General features: G+C 50.1%; 12 protein-coding genes. 6 read left to right on the plus strand and 6 right to left on the minus strand.

Going from position 1 to position 19,117, the window contains the following annotated elements; all coding sequences use genetic code 11:
* Positions 1-174: 174 nt before the first annotated feature.
* Both RIC19_RS05935 and msrB read left to right on the plus strand, forming a co-directional pair.
* Complete coding sequence (locus RIC19_RS05935; protein WP_350177376.1) at positions 175-795, plus strand: hypothetical protein; 621 nt, start codon at positions 175-177, stop codon at positions 793-795.
* A 178-nt stretch (positions 796-973) separates the two neighbouring features.
* A complete protein-coding gene (gene msrB, locus RIC19_RS05940) occupies positions 974-1,531 on the plus strand; it encodes a peptide-methionine (R)-S-oxide reductase MsrB (protein ID WP_502930823.1) in 558 nt (185 codons plus the stop codon).
* A gap of 213 nt (positions 1,532-1,744) precedes the next feature.
* Here msrB and RIC19_RS05945 read toward each other — a convergent pair whose 3' ends face one another.
* On the minus strand, positions 1,745-2,245 hold the full coding sequence (locus tag RIC19_RS05945; protein ID WP_350177377.1) for an MFS transporter: 501 nt from the start codon (positions 2,243-2,245) through the stop codon (positions 1,745-1,747).
* Between the two features lie 215 nt (positions 2,246-2,460).
* Here RIC19_RS05945 and RIC19_RS05950 point away from each other — a divergent pair, with 215 nt between their 5' ends.
* A complete protein-coding gene (locus tag RIC19_RS05950; RefSeq protein ID WP_350177378.1) occupies positions 2,461-4,395 on the plus strand; it encodes a hypothetical protein in 1,935 nt (644 codons plus the stop codon).
* 69 nt (positions 4,396-4,464) lie between these two features.
* Here RIC19_RS05950 and RIC19_RS05955 read toward each other — a convergent pair whose 3' ends face one another.
* The 3 genes from RIC19_RS05955 to RIC19_RS05965 all read right to left on the minus strand — a co-directional run bounded on the left by RIC19_RS05955 (position 4,465) and on the right by RIC19_RS05965 (position 9,165).
* Entirely contained in the window at positions 4,465-6,798 is a 2,334-nt protein-coding gene (locus RIC19_RS05955) for a TonB-dependent receptor (protein ID WP_350177379.1), read from the minus strand.
* A gap of 172 nt (positions 6,799-6,970) precedes the next feature.
* Positions 6,971-7,585, minus strand: coding sequence for an L-threonylcarbamoyladenylate synthase (locus RIC19_RS05960; RefSeq protein ID WP_350177380.1), 615 nt, complete (start codon positions 7,583-7,585; stop codon positions 6,971-6,973).
* Between the two features lie 101 nt (positions 7,586-7,686).
* Complete coding sequence (locus tag RIC19_RS05965; protein ID WP_350177381.1) at positions 7,687-9,165, minus strand: P-loop NTPase family protein; 1,479 nt, start codon at positions 9,163-9,165, stop codon at positions 7,687-7,689.
* Positions 9,166-9,300: 135 nt separating this feature from the next.
* Between RIC19_RS05965 and RIC19_RS05970 the strand changes: the two genes are divergently transcribed.
* Together RIC19_RS05970 and RIC19_RS05975 are read left to right on the plus strand one after the other, a co-directional pair.
* On the plus strand, positions 9,301-10,476 hold the full coding sequence (locus RIC19_RS05970; protein ID WP_350177382.1) for a hypothetical protein: 1,176 nt from the start codon (positions 9,301-9,303) through the stop codon (positions 10,474-10,476).
* Between the two features lie 48 nt (positions 10,477-10,524).
* Positions 10,525-11,283 (plus strand): GNAT family N-acetyltransferase, encoded by a 759-nt coding sequence (locus RIC19_RS05975; protein WP_350177383.1) that lies wholly within the window; start codon positions 10,525-10,527, stop codon positions 11,281-11,283.
* A gap of 12 nt (positions 11,284-11,295) precedes the next feature.
* Here the strand turns inward: RIC19_RS05975 and RIC19_RS05980 are convergent, their stop codons facing one another.
* Both RIC19_RS05980 and RIC19_RS05985 read right to left on the minus strand, forming a co-directional pair.
* The gene (locus tag RIC19_RS05980; protein WP_350177384.1) at positions 11,296-16,188 is read right to left on the minus strand and encodes a translocation/assembly module TamB domain-containing protein; all 4,893 of its coding nucleotides are present in this window, start codon (positions 16,186-16,188) and stop codon (positions 11,296-11,298) included.
* A 191-nt stretch (positions 16,189-16,379) separates the two neighbouring features.
* On the minus strand, positions 16,380-17,774 hold the full coding sequence (locus RIC19_RS05985; protein WP_350177385.1) for a 3-keto-disaccharide hydrolase: 1,395 nt from the start codon (positions 17,772-17,774) through the stop codon (positions 16,380-16,382).
* A 139-nt stretch (positions 17,775-17,913) separates the two neighbouring features.
* Between RIC19_RS05985 and RIC19_RS05990 the strand changes: the two genes are divergently transcribed.
* Positions 17,914-19,113, plus strand: coding sequence for a Gfo/Idh/MocA family oxidoreductase (locus tag RIC19_RS05990; protein WP_350177386.1), 1,200 nt, complete (start codon positions 17,914-17,916; stop codon positions 19,111-19,113).
* Positions 19,114-19,117: the final 4 nt, after the last annotated feature.

Here is a 19,117-nt window from a genome sequence, read left to right on the forward strand (position 1 = left end):
AAATCAACGCTTTATGAACCCCGAAGAAATGCGGGGCAAGCTCTGATTTTCTCACTAAATCTTCATTTAGACCGCTAAACTCAAATTTAGTGACTTTTCCAGAACCATAAATCCTTGATTTTCATGACAAAACCGCTCCAAATAAGCTCTAAATGATCGTAAACCACTGACAATATGTTACGCACAGCACTTGTATCCAGCCTTTTATTTTTTGTGCTCGTACTCTATGGGCAAAACCGGCAGCGTTATACTGCAGACTTCACCTTCGAGCGCGGCATCTACCCCACCCTGGCAGACTGGAAAGCCCAAACGCCGGTTAAACCGGAGGAAATCATCGTTGATATCGACCCCCAGAACCGGAAGTTTTTCCAATACCTTTTCGCTCGCGACCAATTCCGCTTCCCCAGGAACAACGAAATCGTATACCTAACTCCCGATGCTATCTTTGGCTACAGCCCAGACGGACAAGACATGTACTACCGCACCAATTATCAGTTTGAGGTCATTGGCTCAATTTGCCTGCTGCAGGAAGTGGATCAGGTCGACCGCTACTCCTCCTTCATCAATCCCGGGGATGAATACAAGGCATCGCGAAAGGAAGGCACGGGGAAATTATATGTCCTTGACTTCGAAACCGGCGCGTTCTTCCGCTGCCGCCCTGGTAAAGTGGAAAAGATATTTAAGCAAGACCCCGAGTTTTATCAAAAATACAAAGCCGCCAAAGGCAAACGAAAGGACAAAGTCAAAGCTTTCATTAAGGAGTATAACTTCAAGCACCCCGTTTACTTTAAATAATCGGCCTGTCCTGCTTTTTTACACCCTACTGCCTGCAGGCTTTGACCGGCAGGAGTCGCTATTTCAAATCAACCGGAGCTAAAAACTACCTGAAATATCCGGTTGCAGACAAGTTTGTGCACAACACCACCTTGTCTTTTGTGTTTCTCCTGTAACGAACATCAATACATAATATACCATGAAATTATTGTCATACAGTTCTGTTTTTGCTTTCCTGCTTTTAACCGCATGCGGGCAGGCCCAGTCTTCTGACGCGGAGGCAAGTAAAATGGAGTCTTCCGGTAACTCCGGCCCGCTTATCGCCCTGAATGGCGACACCCTGAAAGCCGTCGTTAAAACACAGGCCGAGTGGGAAGCTGCATTGAGCCAGAAAGCCTTCTACGTACTGCGGCAGGATGGTACAGAGCGCGCTTTTACCGGAGCGTATTGGGACAACAAAGAAGAAGGCCTTTACGTCTGCGCAGGCTGCGGGCTTCCACTCTTCTCCTCGGAAACCAAATTCCGGTCTGGTACGGGATGGCCGAGCTTTTGGAAACCGGTCGCCGAATCGAATGTAAAGTTGGTGAAAGACAGAAAGCTGGGGATGGTAAGAACCGAAGTGGAATGCGCGCGCTGTGGCGGGCATCAGGGGCATGTTTTTGAAGACGGACCAAAACCCACCGGACTGCGTTACTGCATTAACTCAGTTTCTATGGACTTCAAGCCCGGAGAGAAATTTGAAGTTAATCTTAAGTAAGAGTGTGTTGGGACTTTTGTTTTCTAGTCGAAAACTAACCATTTTTTGGTTATACGAGGCACGAAAACCGGAGTTTAGCCCTAGCTAGATAGCCTGTCCTGCAGTTTGCGGGAAGGATTTTCGGGACGAAGTATAAGCAAAAAAGTGTAGCTTGCAGGCTGATTACTAAAGTCCCAACACGCTCTAATACCCAAAAGGGAAACGAAACGGCAATTAGTCTTTCCCGTTTTGTTTTCCTTTTCCTCTTTTCTTGGTGTTGCGCCGGATTCGGGGATGGTTCCACTCCTCTTTCTGCGCAAAATCCACAATTTGCCGCATGAAAGCCATCATACCCAGGAAAACCAGATAGCCCACCGTGAGCACCAGGTAAATCCAACGGTAGGAACCTGCTTCATCAATAGACATGGAAGAAGCAAAATAAGCCACCACACCTGACAGTGCAGCCAGCCCGAGGTAGCTGTAAATGCTTCGCCCCCAGTATTTGAGCATATTTTCCGAAGCCAGCGAAAACACACTATTGCCCATAGCAAACAACAGCATGAAGGACGCTGCGGTCATCCACGGGAAACGCTGAGGAATGTCCATCAACCCTGTCAAATTGATTAACTTCGCAGTGAGTATAAAAAGAATGACAGCGCCGAATGTTACAGCGGCTTGGATTACAGGGTCATATGCCCGGTCAAAAACGGAGGTTTTCTGTTCTGTGGTGTTCATCAAATATAACTTGCAGATAAAATGCAGCTGTGGCTCGTAACGTACGGAAAGGCTCCGGGCAAAAAACTGCCACCAATCGCCCGTCAGTTGGTCGTTAACAAAGTATCTCAGTTTCAGAACCGGTTATCACCGGTAGGCGTTCAGCAAAGGTGCTTTGATTTTGCATTCGTTGCCTGCTGCACCAGGTAAAAGTGTATGAACAAACCTAAAGGTAAATGGTAAAATTTCTCCTGCCCTTTTTGGCAGCACTCAGTTTATTTGGAACGAATCTAAACAAGGCAATTGCCCAACCCGTCTATGCTATTCACGAAGTGCAAGGTGAGGGGAACGTCAGCCCCCTGTCCGGACAGCTCGTCAGCCTGCAGGGCAATATCGTAACTGCACGCGGAGATAACTTTTTTGTCCTGCAGGCCCCGGAAAGCGCGTACGACAACAACGCGCTTACATCAGAGGGGTTGATCATCGCGGATGCTTACTTCGGTACGCCCGGGGATGTCGTCAACGTGACGGGCACCGTGTACGAAGAAGACGGGCTGACGATTCTGGCCGGTCCGGGGCTCACCATCACCAATACCGGTGAAGACCTGCTGCTGCCCCCGCCAGTCCCCCTTACCACAGACCTCCCCTCTCCTGTCTTTTCTGCTGTGCACAGCCTGGAGCGGGTGGAGGGCATGCGGGTCAGTTTTCAGGCGATTGCTAATGGCCCCAGCACTTCCTTTGAGGACATCCCTCTCCGAATCGGCACTGAGCGCGTGTTCCGGGAGCCGGGCATTGAAACGCCGGGCATCAATGGCTTACCGGAATGGGACGGCAATCCTGAGTTGTTTTGGATGGACCCCAACGGGCTCAATGCACCCAATAACCGCTTTGTACAAACGGGCAGTGCGGTAAGTGCAACCGGGGTTATGATCGAAGCCAACCCTCGGTTTTGGCTCGTTTTGCCGGAAAACTATGACATCACCCCCGGCCCCGACGCAGCAGCGGTGCGTGCCAAAACCGCGGTCGAATTCACGGTGGGCTCCCTGAACACGCTCTTCCTGCTGGAAGAGGAAGAAAATATTGAAACCAAATACCAAAAGGTTGCCCGCTACATTAATGAGCAAATGCGCCTGCCAGATATACTCGCCGTTCAGGAGGTGGGGTCGCTGACGGCCCTCAACAACCTCGCGTACTACGTCGAGCAGCAAAACCCACAAGCGCGTTACAATGCCTACCTCGTTCCTACCAGCCTGGATCTCAAGCTGGGCTACCTCGTCCGTGAGGATTTTACCAACGTGCAGGTCACGGCTCTGGGCGCTAATGAAATTTTCACCTTCAGTGGTGGCCTGCTACACGACCGCCCTCCCCTGCTGCTACAGGTGCAACTGCCCACCGATCCGGTCATCACCCTACAGGTTTTGAATCTGCACATCCGGTCTTTGATCGGAATAGAAGGCAGTTCAGCGGGTTTTGTACGCAATAAACGCCACCAACAGGCCATCTCTATCGCCCAGATGGTAGAAAACCTGCAGGCTAACGGCAACCTGGTCGTCGTCGGGGACTTCAATGCATTCCAATTTACTGATGGTTATGTGGATGTATTCAATCAGATTGCCGGGCAACCAACGCTGGGGGCACAGTTCACCCCGCTAAATATCGTCAGCACACCACTGGACGATCAGCTCAACAGCCTGCCGGCAGAACAGCGCTACTCCTACGTATTCAGAGGCAATGCCCAAGCGCTCGACCACTGCCTCACCGGCAACCTCAGCGGGCTAACAGCCAATGGCATGCAATACGCAAGGGGCAACGCGGACTTCCCGGTAGCTTTTGAGTTCAATACCAGCAATGGGCTGAGTGCTTCCGACCACGATGGGCTGGTTTTGTTTTTACAGTCTGATTTCCCGATTGCTACCCAGGAGGAGCCATACCCTGGCCAGATTCAGCTCCTCGCGGCTAATCCGTTGCAAGCCGGAGCTCCGATGCGTATTGTAAGCCGAAAGCCTTTACGACAGGTCGTACTTTACAATAGTACCGGGCAAATCCTGGCTTCCTCGAAAACTGAAGGCCTCGAATATAGCTTCCCCTGGCCAGACTTACCGGCTGGCTTATACCTGCTGAATGTGCGGACTGAAGTGGGGACGGAGACTTTTCAGATCGTTGCCTGGTAAACCAAGGGCGGGGCTGCATCCCCTCAGGAATTGCAGCCCCGCTTTCAAGGGTACCTTTTTACAGGGAGTTTAGAAGTTAAACTGCACTCCTAAACTTGGCAAAATCGGCAGCTGATTCACCCGGCTGTTGGTCACCCGGTCTACATAGAAGATATTCTCCCGGTTGTAAACGTTGGTGATACTCGCCGTAATATCCATTGAGGTGTACTTACCAAATTCAATCGTCCGCCTCACCGAAGCATCAAGACGGTGGTAGAAAGGCAAGCGCCCGCCGTTGATCTCATCGGTCAGGATGGTGCCAAGGTTATAGTTGCCGGTCAGGATATTGGTAAAGAGCAGGTTGCTGAAGTCGTTTTGCTCGTAGAAGCCTTGGGTCTGGGTGAATGGAAAACCGGAGCCCATGTTCCAGCGCAGGCTCGCCTCCCAGAGTTTGTCCTTCCCGAAGGTGTAAACGCCCAGCAGGTTGATGTTGTGGCGGCGGTCAAAAATCGTAGGATAGACCTGATTGCCATCATCCCGGGTCACCCTGCCCAGAGAATACGTGGCCCAGAGGTACATGTTCGGGGCTTCGTAGCGTGCAGAAAGATCAATACCGTAGGCTTCGCCGGTTTCAGTAATGAAATCCGGATCGAAATCAGACAGCTTATTGCGGTTGATGTTGATCAGTTGGGTGAAGCGCTTGAGGTAAGGCTCCACATTGACGGTCAGTTGATCGCCTAAGTCTATCTCCACCCCACCAATCGCGTGGATGGCTTTCTGAAGGGGCTGATCCACCGGTTCGTTGGAAGCCGGCTTGAACAAGGTCTCTTCCGGGCCCGCCAGGAAGCCAATGAAGAAGTTGACCACATCCAGGTCGTTGACCGTACTGATGACGTTTTGAGAATAAACGCCCGCGCCAAACTTGATGCGCAGGAAATCTGTGATGTTGTATTTCAGCCCGAATCGGGGCTCAACCGACATTTCAGACTGAGAAGCATAGTAGTGCAGGCGAACGCCGGGTTCGATAATCAGGTTGCCCAGGCGCTGCTTGTATTTGAAATAACCGGCCACCTCCGTAGTAAAGCTTTTCTGCTGAATGGTGGAGCCGATAAAGTTCCGGAAGGTAAAATCTGTGTTAAACCCGGTAAAATCAAAGCCGTAGTCAAACCGGTTTTTGTTGCCGAAGTACGTGAAATTGAGCAGGGCATTGAAGCTGCTCACCCCACTCTGCCGGGGGTTGCCATCGGCTTCCTGCAGAGAAATATCATAATCGGTAACCGCTACGGTACCATTGAGGATGATATTGGAGTTGGGTGGGATCAGGGTAAAGTTGGCACCGCCCCCAACGTTGGTCCAGTTCAGTTTAGCCAGCCCCACAAAATCAAAGCGGTCGGTAAAGTTAAAGCCAAACACGTTCAGCTTACTGCCATTATCCCCTACGAAGGAGAGCTTACCGTAAAGGTCGGTAAAAGTATACGGCAACCCGATCTCCGGAATATCAGCCAGGGAAGTATCCTGAGAAGCAAAGGAGAAAAAGGTCGTATCTACCGCATAATTATAGAGTATTTTGGACGACTGATCCAGGTAAGAATGCTTACCGGTAAGGATGAAGGAAGTACTTCCCCCACCATCATCATCCAGCTTTTTGATCGGGCCTTCGATCAGCGCTTTCGTCAGAAAGGGGCTGCCAGACACCAGGCCGCTCATCCGCTTTTTATTGCCCTCCCGGGTCTTGATGTCCACAACGGCTGAGACCCGCCCGCCGTGTTCGGCATTGAAGCCGCCCGTAAGGACATCCACACTACGCACCGTTTCCGTTTCGAAAACCGAGAACAAACCAATAGAGTGGAAAGGGTTGTAGATCGTCATGCCGTCCAGCAGGATTTTATTCTGCACCGGCGAGCCGCCCCGTATGTACAGCTGCCCGCCCTGATCACCGGAGACGATGATACCAGGCAGTACAGGCAAATACTGTGCAATATCCGCCTCTCCACCGGTGGAAGGCAGCGACTGTATCTGCTTGGCAGTCACACGCAGTTCCGAGACTTTGACATCAGACCTGGCCTGCTCCCGACGGCTGGAAACGTTGACCGTCGCAAGCTCTACACCACTCGGTGCCATCATCATACTTTCATAGACAATCCCACCTTTTTTGACTTTAACGTCAACGGCCAGACTATCGTAGCCCAGGTAAGTCACTACCAGTTTATATTCTCCTTCCGGTACGTTACCGATAGAAAAAAAGCCATCCAAATCCGTATTGGCACCAAGGTCAGTGCCTTGCAACAAGACATTTGCATAGATAATAGGCTCCCCGGATTCTTCATCGTAAATATTGCCCCTTACGACTCCTCCGTTTTGTTGGGCAGAAAGCCCAAAGGCAAGTAGCACAAAGGGCAGGATAAGTAATTGCTTAAAGTTCATGCAGCAGTTTTATTTTAAAAGCAAACGCAAAGATAACGACCTCATCCACTCAAACAAGCCTTTGTTTTGTCGTTTTGAACACAAACTGCCTATGCACAACAAAATCGGCACAACCACTATTAGCAGCTGTGCCGATTTACAAAGTAACGGTCAGGGGAATCCCAACACGCTTCTAGATCTCAAATATCCCGGTACCGGTTCTCAGCACGATAGGCTCCGCACCGGTACAATCGACTACCGTGGAGGGCTGATTGTTGCCAATGCCGCCATCAATCACCAGCTCTACCTGCTTCCCGAAGTCCTCATAAATGTCAATAGGGTCTGTGAAATACTCCAGTATCTCATCATCACTTTTGAGTGAAGCGGTGAGAATCGGCCGGTCAAGCTCATCCACCAAAGCCTGGCAGATATTATTGTCCGGAACCCGTACTCCAATAGTGCGCTTCCGGTTTTTAAACATCTTAGGCACTTTGTTATTGGAGTTGAGCACAAAGGTAAATGCGCCCGGCAAGTGCTTTTTCATCAACCGGAATACGGTATTGTCAATTTGTTGGGCATAATCGGATACCTGACTGATGTCTTTGCAGATAAAGGACAACCTCGCCTTGACGGGGTCGAGCCCCCGCAATTTGCATATCCGGTCAACGGCTTTGGAGTTATAGATATCGCAGCCCAGCCCGTAGACGGTGTCGGTCGGATAAATGATTACGCCTCCATCCCGAAGTACATCTACCGCCTGACTGATTTTGCGGCCCTCCGGATTATCAGGATTGATTTTTAAGAGCATATGGTTATTTTTTTGGTTGCTTGGTAATAAAAACGGGAGACTGGAGCGCGCCGATGCTCCAACCTCCCGTCAAGTTAACACAGGGTTAACAAAAGGTCAAATTAATTATCGTAATCGTCATCAAAAAGATCGTCGTCGAGCATATTGGCTAAAATATCCCGGAAGGAAAAAGCGGACTCCATCACGTCTTTATTGACAATACTGAGCTCCGCCAGGCCATGCAGCACCAGCTCCATGAAAGGATAGGCATCTGTTCCTGAAACCTTCAGGTGCTTTTCGACCAGCTTGCGCAGGCCAGCAACTTCGTCCAGGGCTTTGCGGAAATCTTTTTCGCTGCTATCATTGAGCAACTCTACTTCGTTGCCTCCGGAGAACCAGGCTTTTATGGTGCCGTACGGGTCACTTTCCTGGCCTTTTTTCAGCTTATCCGGATTTGGGAAATGCGCCAGGAAGGATTTCTTTATGGCTTTACCAATTAGGTTAATCGCCACACCATAGGGCCCCTCCTGTTCGCCTTCGTAGACGAGCTCTACCTTACCGGTAACCGCAGGGACAACACCCCAGAAGTCTGTAATCCGGGCTTTAGCAGTGGACTCTCCGTTGATCAGCATCCGGCGCTCTGCGGTGGAGGCCAGGTTTTCGTACCCCGAGATGGTCAGGCGGGCAGACACCCCGCTCTTATCATCGATGAATTCGCTGTCGCGGGCTTCAAAAGCCACCTGTTCCAGCAAAATCTCCAGCAGATCCGGCACCTCTACCGTTTTACGCTGCGTGTCGGTCAGGTCCGCCTCCTGCTTGGTGATTTGGCGGGCGATTTCAATGGTTTTTGGATAGTGGGTCAGAATCTGGCTTTCAATCCGGTCCTTCAGCGGTGTGATGATGCTGCCCCGGTTGGTATAATCCTCCGGGTTGGCCGTGAAGACAAACTGAATGTCGAGTGGCAGGCGCAGTTTGAAACCCCGGATCTGAATATCTCCTTCCTGAAGAATATTGAACAGGGACACCTGTATGCGCGGTTGCAGGTCGGGCAGCTCGTTGATCACAAAAATACTTCGGTGGGAACGGGGCACTAACCCAAAGTGGATTACCCGCTCATCGGAGTAAGACAGCTTAAGGCTGGCAGCCTTGATGGGGTCTACATCACCAATAAGATCGGCCACACTTACGTCTGGGGTAGCCAGCTTCTCTACGTAACGATCATTGCGGTGGACCCACTCCACTGGCGTATCGTCTCCGTGTTCAGCAATAATGGCATTTGCCTGGCGCGAAATCGGGTGCAGCGGGTCGTCGTGCAGGTCACTCCCGCCAACGATGGGCATCCATTCGTCCAGCAGGTTGACCAGCAAACGCGCAATGCGGGTCTTGGCTTGTCCGCGCAAACCCAGCAAAAGAATATTGTGCCGGGACAGGATAGCTCTTTCAATATCTGGAAGGACCGTATCGTCAAAGCCCAGGATACCATCGAAGATTTTTTCCTTAGCCTGAAACTTCTGAATTAGATTTTGCCGCAGCTCCTCTTTGATAGAACGCGGTTGATAGCCGCTTTGCTTGAGTTCGCCAAGCGTTTTTATGTGATTCATCTATATGGGATTTCTCTATGATTTATAATAAGATCATGTAACGTCTAAAGCTAAGTATGGTTTAGATTGCATTATATTGCTTGCCGAAGAAATTGGAATCTGTTTCTTTCTATTGTTTCACTATCTGATATTAAGATGAAGCCTTACCGAAGTTCGGGGATTTTGTGGATAACGCTTTCCTTATTCCTTGCATCTTTTCTTACTGTATTGCGCTGGGACCTACTAGACCACAACTGGAGTAGTTTCGCTTTGATTAGCGAGGGAAATGTATCCGCGACATTCGACAATCCGGAAATCCGGACCTATGCACATAGCGGATATGACGGGCAATTTTATTATGCTATTGCATTATCCCCGTTGGAAACGGTCGCTAAAACCATCAAGAACCCGCTGAAGCTGTCCAAGTTGGAAAGCCAGTCTCATCAGGGGGTTCGTATTGACAATCCGGTCCTGAGGGCCAAACGTATCGGTTATCCACTGACCGCCTGGGCCATCAGCGGGTTAGGCAAGGAGGGAGTTTTGCCTTTTATCTTGGTACTGCTTAACATTCTCTGTATCGGATTGGGCACTGCAGCCTGTTTTCTTATGGCCAAATCCTTTAACGCACCTCCTGTTTATTGCCTTGGCTCTCTTTTGTTCATCGGGGCCTGGATGTGCCTTTACAGAGATTTAGCAGATCAAATGGCAATGGTACTCGCTTTATTTGCATTGTTCTTTCTCTTCAGGGAGCACCTTTGGAGTTTCTCAGCTTTTGGAATTGCTGCCATGCTCACCAAAGAGACGGTCGTATTTCTTTTGCTCGGCGGAGTAGTGAGCTATGGGTGGGCGTTTTTCAGGCAATACCGGTATGGCAAATCGGCCATTCTTCTGGCCCCGTTCCTTGTATATTTTGCCTGGAGCTTTGTTCTCAGTTGGAATGACCACTCAACAGGTACTTTACTCAAACATTTCGACTGGCCCTTTTTCGGAATGGGTAAAGGCTTCCTGCAAAGCCCGGACCCTATTTTATGGTGGGTGGCCATCATCCCGGTCCTGCTCATTGCTCTGGAAAGTTCCTGGCATCTTTGGAAACACCCGTCAAAGATAGGAAAACCTACAAGTCTGATCTTCCTTTTCAATTTCGGATTCGCCATTATCATGTCTTGTGCTATATATGAAGACCCTTTTTCTTTTGCACGTAACGTCCTTCCATTACAGTACGCCGGCCTCCTCCTTCTTTTGGATCAAAAAAAGAGGGTATCATGGCTAACGCTCTTTGCGAGTATTTTAGGGGTTGCCTTTTACCTCAGGAGTAATATTCTTTACGCATGATAAAATTTGATTTCATCACTTCCACAGTATCCGCTATATTGCCCTTCTATGCCTTCAAAAATCAAAGCGACATCCAAACCTTATTCCCACATTCAACCTTTACGGCGCCAGTTCCTGGCTACCTTACAAGGGCAGGTACCTTATGAAATTTGCCATCATCAAGGATGGGCGGATTATTTTGAGTTGACTTTTGACGCACAGCTCGTAGGGTACGGTGCAGTCAAGGGAATGGAGCAAATTGAAGACCGGAACAGCATTTTTGAGTTTTATATTCTTCCCGGCTACCGACAACACGCCCGCCATTTCTTCAAAAGGCTTCTGGAGGCGTCCCGGGCCGGGTATGTCGAGTGCCAAACCAATGAGCACTTACTCACTGCAATCACTTATTCCTTTTGCAAAAACATTCAGGAGGAACTCTGGCTCTTAAATGATGACCATGTGACTTTCCACCATCTGCCCGGTACTGTTTTCCGGCCACGCAGACAAAATGAAGACATTCACTGGCATACGGATCCACCCGGGGCTTATCTTCTTTTGCTGGGAGACAAAGTAGTTGCTGAAGGCGGCTTAATCGCCAATTACAACGCCCCCTATGCGGATTTGCACATGAGTGTTGACCCTGCCTATCAAGGGCGGGGTATTGGCACCTATTTTGTCCAGGAGCTGAAGAAAACCACTTATTTATCCGGACACCTGCCCGTTGCCCGTTGCCAGATCGATAACCTGGCTTCCCTGGAAACACTGCAAAAGGCGGGAATGAAAATTTGCGGTAAAATGATTTGGGGTACCGTAAACAGGATTCAATAACAGCAGTCCTTTTCAGTCGGTTACCCTTTTCGCAGCACGCCGGAAACTCCTAATAAATGCACCAAAGGAGTCAAATTCCTTCCGGTAACTTAATCCTGTACCTACTTCCAAACGGCTGCCGCCCCCAATATCGGGCTCAAGGCGCTGATAGACGCGGAGTTTCAGGGTGCGGTCCCGGTTGAGCACATACTCGATCACCAGGTCATTGCCCACAAATGTACCACTCGCATCTGGCACCCGGGCACTGTTTCCAATATCCACATTGCCCCCTACCAAAACAGAGAGGCGGTCGTTGAAAAACTCCTGCCGCATACGCAGTTGAAACTCATCACCCCGCCGAAAATCCTGGCTTTCGCCTAAATTGGCCTGGTACTGATTGTAGGCGATGTCAAAATCAATACCGGAGAACGCGCTCTGATCACCAAAAAACTCCGAAAACAACTCCGTAAGCAGTAAAGACAATTGGTTGGAGACGAATTCACTTACGGTATTGTAGAAAATATCCGCTCCCTGAATGGCAATATCAGAAGGCAGGAACTGCCCAACTACGATTAGCCCAAACACCTGCCGGTTGAGTTCGTTAGGGTCTTGTTTGAGAATGCGGATCTTGCTGTCTGTGAGCGTCTTCAGGCCACCTACCAGCTGCGGGAAGTCGATATCGAAGTTGATAAGCGGCCGCAGCAGGTCGCCACGCAGTTCCATCGTCAACTCCACCTCTGTGGGCTGACTCGCGCCCTGCTTCAAATCATCCGGCGCGTCAATGAGGTACTCCTGAATGAAATTAGCTACCGGTGTAGACAAGCCTGCGTATTCCGCTTCCAGGCGAATCTGCGCTTCAAAGGGGTCGCCCGACCAGGAGATCACCCCGCCCCGGTTGATATCGAAATCCTTATTGACTACATTATAAAGCGTAAAGAGATATTCTCCCTGCTCAATGGTGTAGTCGCCAAACATCTCGAACTCCCCATTTCGGGGTACCAGAATACGGATATTGCCCCGCCCGGTGCCTTTGATGATATCACCAGCCTGCTCATCAAATATAATTTCACCCTGCGCCTCCTCGGTTATATTGAGGTCCATTTCCAGGCTGACGCCATTCAGTTCAGTTGAGTTCTTTTGGTCTAGCGGGACTTCCACCTCTTGTTTTTTGAAATTGATAAAACTCAGCTCGGAAGCATCATTGCCGGAGCTGACCGGAATGACCAGGCGGGTATCTTTTCCTACCGTAGCATTCACGTAAATATCAATTTTTCGGAGTGGCCCGTTAAACGTTACTTCTCCATCTCCAAGGGCGTGCCCGTAGAACAGATCGTTGTCCGCTTTGTCCGTATCCATAGCCAAAAACCGGTCCGTATCTATTTCAGCTCTGATGCCGAGGTCTTTCAGGTAATTGTGAGTGATCCCTCCGGTAATAGTCGCTGTGTTTTTGTATTTATCCCTAACGACTACCCCGGTAGCATCAAACAGAAAGTCCCGCAATTCAATCCTGGCATTATCAAAAAAGTACCGGGTCTGCAGAAAATCAATCGTCGTTGCTCCACCCCTCAACTTAATTTCCCCGTCAATATGCGGCTCTCCGGGAAAACCGAAAATACTGGCTTTCGCATCAAAGTAACCAATGGTATTTTGGATAGTCCCCTCCAGCCAGTACTCCCCGATATCTACCGGGAAACTCGTAATATCCAGGTCGATATTAAAGTACTTCGCTTTTTCCTTGTCGCCTCCCCGCCTTGCACTGCGGGTATCCTGAGGGTTGTAAAATCCTTCGGCAATCAGCTGCGATGTGTCCTTGGTAATGACCAGGTAGCCCTCAAAGCGGCTTTTCAGATCGGCTGCATTGGCGTCCAGGCGAAGGGCGCCCCAGTCTTCATCATTGACGAGGAAGGTATCAGCCATGACGGTTGCCGTGAGGTCAGTCATTTTGAAGATATTGTCAACCTCTGCCACCATATCAAAGGGGCCGCTGAAGTCCAGCTCCTCGTAATCCCAGATTTCATCGATAAACGAAAAATCAATATTGCTGAGAGATAATTGCAGCCCTTTTTCACCTTTAGACTGAAGCTCTATCACCCGCTCCTCATTTTTCAGGCGGAAGTGTTCGGTTTTCACATACCCTTTGCGGAAAGTGATGAAGTTATCCGGTTCTATTTCCCATGGTTTTTTGAGCAAAACGAGATTAGACCGCTTAAAGCGTAGCTGAAAATTCAAGCTGTCCTGTAAGTAGAGCTCGGCATTGAGGTTGAGGTTGTCGAGCATGGACAAACCTTCTACCTGATAAGCAAGACCTATATCCAGTGTGTCATGATCAAGATCAGCCAGCACGTGCACCGGAGCGAGGTGTGTTTTATCGTTGAGTACCGGTTCTTCCACCCTAAAATTGATAGAGCCGGCAGAGTCTACCAACCGGGCGTAAAAGGCTGCATTATTCAGGGCGACCTCTCCGTACTGGAACCTGGGCACATCAAGGTGGATAACAATAGAATCCCGATTGTTATCAAAATATCCATTGAGATTAACGTCTGCCAGCGGACCTAAATTGGGCTCAAAGAGGGCCAGAATCCCTTTGGTGTCTATCACCTCAAAGTCGTATACGAATTTATTTCCTTTGGGCTGCCGACGTGGCTTTTTCATCCTCAGCCGGTTAAAAAACCCACTGTGGTTGCGCTCCAGATAATCCATCAGTGCCGGGCCGATATCCAGCACGTCAAACTGACCGAGCAAATACCCATTCAACAGGTCTGACTCCACGCTGAACCGCTTTCTCCCCCCGGGGTCAAACAAAGAGGTGAAGACCACTGAGTCTACCTGAATCGTGTCCCGGTTGCGGTATAAGATTTTAACGCCCTGCACCCGGCCGCTGCCTTCCAACTCAGATAAGGTACTGTTTTGAAGATCAAGGCTGACATCGCCGGAGAGGGTGATGTCCTTCGCGCTCAGGTTCAGGGGCAATAGCGCCAGTTGATTGACCGAAGCGAAAAAGTTGAACCGGGGCACGCTATCTGTCATATCCACCTGCCCGTTGAACGAGAAATCAATGTGCTCATCCTGTATTAAGAAGTCGCCCGAAAACTGATTCTTTTTCAGCAGTCCCGTGAGGTTGGCATTGGTATAATCGTACCCTTTGTAGATGAAGCTTTCCACCTGTGCGCTAAGGTCAGCCGTTGCCGTCTCTGCCGTCAACCCTTTACCATTTCGAACACTTGAGGAAAAGCTCACCAGGCCCAGATCATCGTTTTGAGTGAACCCACCCAAATCGAAATCCACCAAAGAGAGGCTTCCGCTGTAGGAGGCTTCTGCACGGTTGCCAGTCAGATTACGGATTTTCATGTCCATCTCAGCGCCGCCCAGGGCAGAGTTGAGAGCCCCGTAAGCAATATAATCCGAGAACAGCACGTCGAATCGCCCTGTAAAGTAAAGCCAGCCCAGCCGGTCAAAGGCTTCCGGGGGGCGGAACTTGGGGAACAACTGCCGCAGAGCGGTCATATTGGTCCGCAGCTCGTCCAGTTGCAGGTTGATGGTGCGGAAATCAGGATAGGTCAGGTCCCGGGTCCGCAGATTCCCACGCGCCACCAGCCGTCGGTTTTCCAGAGCCAGGTACATGTCTTCCGCATCGAGGTCATTGACCGTCCCTTCTATCAGCCCATCAATGTAAAGCTTGCGGTCACGGTTGTCCCAAAAGAAGGCATTGGACTTCAGCTTGGGCGCGAAGGTCATAATATCTTTGAGCGTCACCGAGGCATTGCTGAGGTGGGCTTCCATTTCCACTTCATCCGGGAAGGACTTGAAGGCCTCGTAGGTATCATACCGGAAGATGAGCGTATCGCTAATATCACTGTAGGGCGTTTTGAGTTGCAAATCGTAAAGCTCAAGCCCCCGGTTCCAAACCCTACCGTTGCCAATGGTCAGGTCTTCCAATACGAACCCGCTCAGGTCGCGAAGGTTAAACTCTTCCACCTGCCCGGAAAAATCCAGGCTGTCCGAGCAGAAGGAGAACTCATTGATGCCTATATTGATATCGAAGACATCCAAATGCTGATAGTTCAGCTCCCCTACAGGACCGGCATTTTCGGGGTCATTGCGCCAATTGTGAAGCGAAAACTTACCGTCTTTGAGTACAAATTCACCAATCGTGGCAAAAAACGGGAACTCAGGCTCAGTTTCCGATGCAGACCCGGTTGCCGATACCGTATCCTGCGGCCACACCACGTATTCGTACTCATCAATACGCACGTAAGGGCCTTCCAGGATAACCGACTTTGCATGAAGCGTACGATCGGGCAAAGAAAACTCGTCAAAAACAGCAGAGCCATCCGCCAGGTAGATATCAAGATTTTGCCCCCGGGCTTTATCTTCCTTCAAAAACCGGACTTTGCTCAGGGTCAGCCCCTCTACATCCAAATAGAACGGCCGCCTGTTTTTTTGCGCGGTTGAGGTGTCGGGAGAAAATAAGCGCCCAAGCAGCACCTGCATATTGTTGTAATCGTCATCCGCTGCTTTCCGGATGTTCACCGTTGCACTATCAAGCGCAAGGTCCTGAATCACCAGCCCACGCCGCAGATAGACCAAAGGGTTAAGACTGAAGTCAGCGTACAGATACTTGCTAAAGATAGCGGTGTCGCCAGGGGTAAGGTCTTCGACGTAGAAGTCTTCCAACACCAGCTGGTCGAGGAAAGTAATATTCAGGCGCTCGACAGACACCGTGGTCTTCATGGCATCACTGAGAGCCGTAGTCACACGCTGCGCCAGATAATTTTGGACAGCTGGGATTTGGAGCACCCCGGATAAGGTCAAAACCAACAAGATAGACCCTATGACCAGACGTTTTGTCCATAGCCATAGCAGTTGCAGCCATGAGCGGGATACCGGCTGTTTTTCCTGCGGTTGTTTTGAATCTTGTGATTCCATCTACTACGTTCAACCAAAGATCCCGCGAATATATTGATAGAATGGCAGATTTAACGTAGAATTAGCATATTTGGCAGAACCAGCCTTCCCATAGCCCTGAGCAGGGCCTGACCATAGCCTCGTTTACAAACTAACCCCGCACGCTGATCAGGCCCTAACTTTCATTGGAAGCAAAGCCCCCTTTTACTGCTTTAAAACTCCCGAATCTTGATGCTGCGAAAAGACACCCGGTTGCCGTGGTCCTGCAAGAGAATATGCCCCTGTGGCAACTCTCCGAAACCGGCCCACTGTTCATATTTGCTGTACGCCACCAAAGCCCGGAATATTGGAGTATTGCGCTCGTATTCAATCACCTTAAACCCATTAAGCCAGTGCTCGATGTGATTGCCCTTTACCACCAGCCGGGCCTGATTCCACTGCCCGATGCCCCGGAACGGCTTGTTGCGGCCGGGGACAGAAAGGTTCCCGGCAGGGATCAGGTCGTACAGGGAAGCCAGCGTGCGGTTGCCTTTTACCCCTTTTTTGGCGTCCGGGTGTTCCTTATCGTCTAAAATCTGGTATTCCAGCCCAATAGAAGAGCCCGGCCCTTGATTGATTTCCGGATCTACAAAGTACTTGATCCCACTATTCGCCCCTTCTGTGATCTTAAATTCCAACATCAGTTCAAAGCTGCTGAATTTGTCACGGGTGATAATATCGCCGCCGTTGGTAGACTCCCCACCGTCAGATTCCAAAACAGTAAGCACGCCCTCTTCGATTTCCCAACCTTTTTGGGGAAAATCCTGAGCGCGGGCACTGCGCCAACCTTCCGTTGTTTTACCATCCCAAAGCAGGCGCCAGCCTTTACTGACTTCATACTCCGTTAGCGTATTAGCCGTATAATTGAGCTCCATAGCGTGGGGTGCCAGCGGCCAGCGGTCCTCTTCAAGGTTCTTCGTCTTGATACGAATATTCCGCCAGCGAATTTCCCGGCCCGCCTTTTCTTTATTGTTTCCAATACCATGCACTTGCAGCCCTATGAAACCTGAATCTGTCATGTCGTCAACAACATTAGCCGTATTAACGCCATTCACCCAAATCCGAAGTTCGTCCCCCACTGCCTCAATGCGGTATTTGTTCCATTGCCCCAATTTATAAGCGGTACGGGCTTCAGGGTTCAGGCTTAGCGGATATAGCCAGCCGCGCCGGCCTTCGTCGTAAATACCTCCACTGTAAGCGCGCTGACTGGGGTCTACTTCTGCCTGATAACCGTGTACCCGCCCGTTCTTGTATGACGGCAGACTATTGCTGCGAAACTGAATACCAGAGTTGATTGCCGCATCCCCCCAAATCTCAGCCTCTAAAATAAAATCACTAAAGGTCTCCTTCGTACACAAAAATGTATTTGGCGTTTTGGTTTGAGTAACGCCTACAATTACGCCCTCCTGCACCGTGTAATCAGCTTCTCCATTTCGCTTTTCCCAACCGCTCAGGTCCTTGCCATTGAACAAATCACGCCAACTATCATTCGATTGAGCGATCAAACCAGAACTAATAGAATTGCTCAAAAAAAAGAGCAGGCATAACAATCGCATTCCGTTTTTCATTATTATTTCGTTGTTTAGATGATCAAAATGGAAAAAAAAAGGGTAACATAGTACAAGACACCTCCTCCCTTTTATAGTAATATTTTGTTTGCCTTTATGGAGATCAGGACTAGTTTTTAAACCTATTGTAACCAAAGATATGGACTTGAAGCGAATGGACAGAAGAGACTTTATCAAGCAAAGCGGCCTCGCTACAGCAGGGCTTGCCCTTCCTTCCTTAAGCCTTGCACCCCGGGCTTTCTCAAAAAACGAAACCCTGCAGCTCGGTGTCATTGGCACCGGGGCACGGGGCGGCGGCATCATCCGCTTACTCAACAATATGCCTCAGTTCAAAACTGTCGCCTGTTGCGATATTCTTCCATTTCGACTCAATAACGCAATGGAGAATGCAGATCCAAAAGCCAAAGCTTATACCGATTACCGGAAATTGCTGGAGGACCCTGAGGTGGACGCCGTGCTGATCGCGACCCCTCTCTCCATGCACTACGAAATGGCCGCCGCTGCTGCTGAAGCGGGTAAGCACGTCTATTGCGAGAAGACGATGACTTACCAAATGGAGGAAGCAGACCAACTGGTCCGAAAGGTTGAAGACAATGGCAAGATTTTTCTGGTAGGCCATCAGTACCGGTACCACCCGCTTTATTTTCGGGTTGCCGAGCTGATCCGCAGCGGGAAAATCGGCAAAATTGCCAATGTCTATATTCAGTGGAACCGCAACGGGGACTGGAGGCGGTCGGTACCCAAGCGTAAGTATGAACGTATGATCAACTGGCGCATGTATACCGAATACTCCGGTGGGCTGACCGCTGAGCTGCATTCCCATCAAATTGACTTTGTCAACTGGGCACTGGATATCCACCCGGACCAAGCTATCGGCTTTGGGAGCATCGACTACTGGAAAGACGGCCGGGAAACCTTCGATAACGTCAACTCCCTGTTCCGTTACCCCAACGGCATGAAGGTCAACTGCATTGCGCTGACTTCCAACGCGCACGAAGGGTACCAAATGAAATTCAGGGGCAGCAAAGGCACTATTGAAATGGGGATAGACGAGGGCTGGATCTACTTCGAACCCCTGAACGAAAAGGAAAAGGGCATGGTCGACGGCGTTTCCGGTGCCACGCTCAATCGCGCACAAGAGGACAGGTACGCCATCAGCTTCGAGCACAAGCAGGAAGGCTGGGGCGGTACACACTACGCTTTCCAGGAATTCTACGAATGTATAAGAGATAACCGGGAGCCCGCTTCTAACGTCCGGACCGGTGCGACGACCGCCAAATGCGTGCGTATGGCTATCGATGCCATGCGGGAAAACAAAGCAGTAGCCTGGCCGGGATAACAAG

Source organism: Phaeodactylibacter sp. (assembly GCF_040219495.1).
In the GTDB taxonomy this organism is placed as follows: Bacteria; Bacteroidota; Bacteroidia; order Chitinophagales; family Saprospiraceae; genus Phaeodactylibacter.

Coding starts and splice junctions, on each gene's coding strand:
- RIC19_RS05935 (WP_350177376.1), top strand. CDS start 175: ATGTTACGCACAGCACTTGTATCCAGCCTTTTATTTTTTGTGCTCGTA.
- msrB (WP_502930823.1), top strand. CDS start 974: ATGAAATTATTGTCATACAGTTCTGTTTTTGCTTTCCTGCTTTTAACC.
- RIC19_RS05945 (WP_350177377.1), bottom strand. CDS start 2,245: ATGAACACCACAGAACAGAAAACCTCCGTTTTTGACCGGGCATATGAC.
- RIC19_RS05950 (WP_350177378.1), top strand. CDS start 2,461: ATGGTAAAATTTCTCCTGCCCTTTTTGGCAGCACTCAGTTTATTTGGA.
- RIC19_RS05955 (WP_350177379.1), bottom strand. CDS start 6,798: ATGAACTTTAAGCAATTACTTATCCTGCCCTTTGTGCTACTTGCCTTT.
- RIC19_RS05960 (WP_350177380.1), bottom strand. CDS start 7,585: ATGCTCTTAAAAATCAATCCTGATAATCCGGAGGGCCGCAAAATCAGT.
- RIC19_RS05965 (WP_350177381.1), bottom strand. CDS start 9,165: ATGAATCACATAAAAACGCTTGGCGAACTCAAGCAAAGCGGCTATCAA.
- RIC19_RS05970 (WP_350177382.1), top strand. CDS start 9,301: ATGAAGCCTTACCGAAGTTCGGGGATTTTGTGGATAACGCTTTCCTTA.
- RIC19_RS05975 (WP_350177383.1), top strand. CDS start 10,525: ATGCCTTCAAAAATCAAAGCGACATCCAAACCTTATTCCCACATTCAA.
- RIC19_RS05980 (WP_350177384.1), bottom strand. CDS start 16,188: ATGGAATCACAAGATTCAAAACAACCGCAGGAAAAACAGCCGGTATCC.
- RIC19_RS05985 (WP_350177385.1), bottom strand. CDS start 17,774: ATGAAAAACGGAATGCGATTGTTATGCCTGCTCTTTTTTTTGAGCAAT.
- RIC19_RS05990 (WP_350177386.1), top strand. CDS start 17,914: ATGGACTTGAAGCGAATGGACAGAAGAGACTTTATCAAGCAAAGCGGC.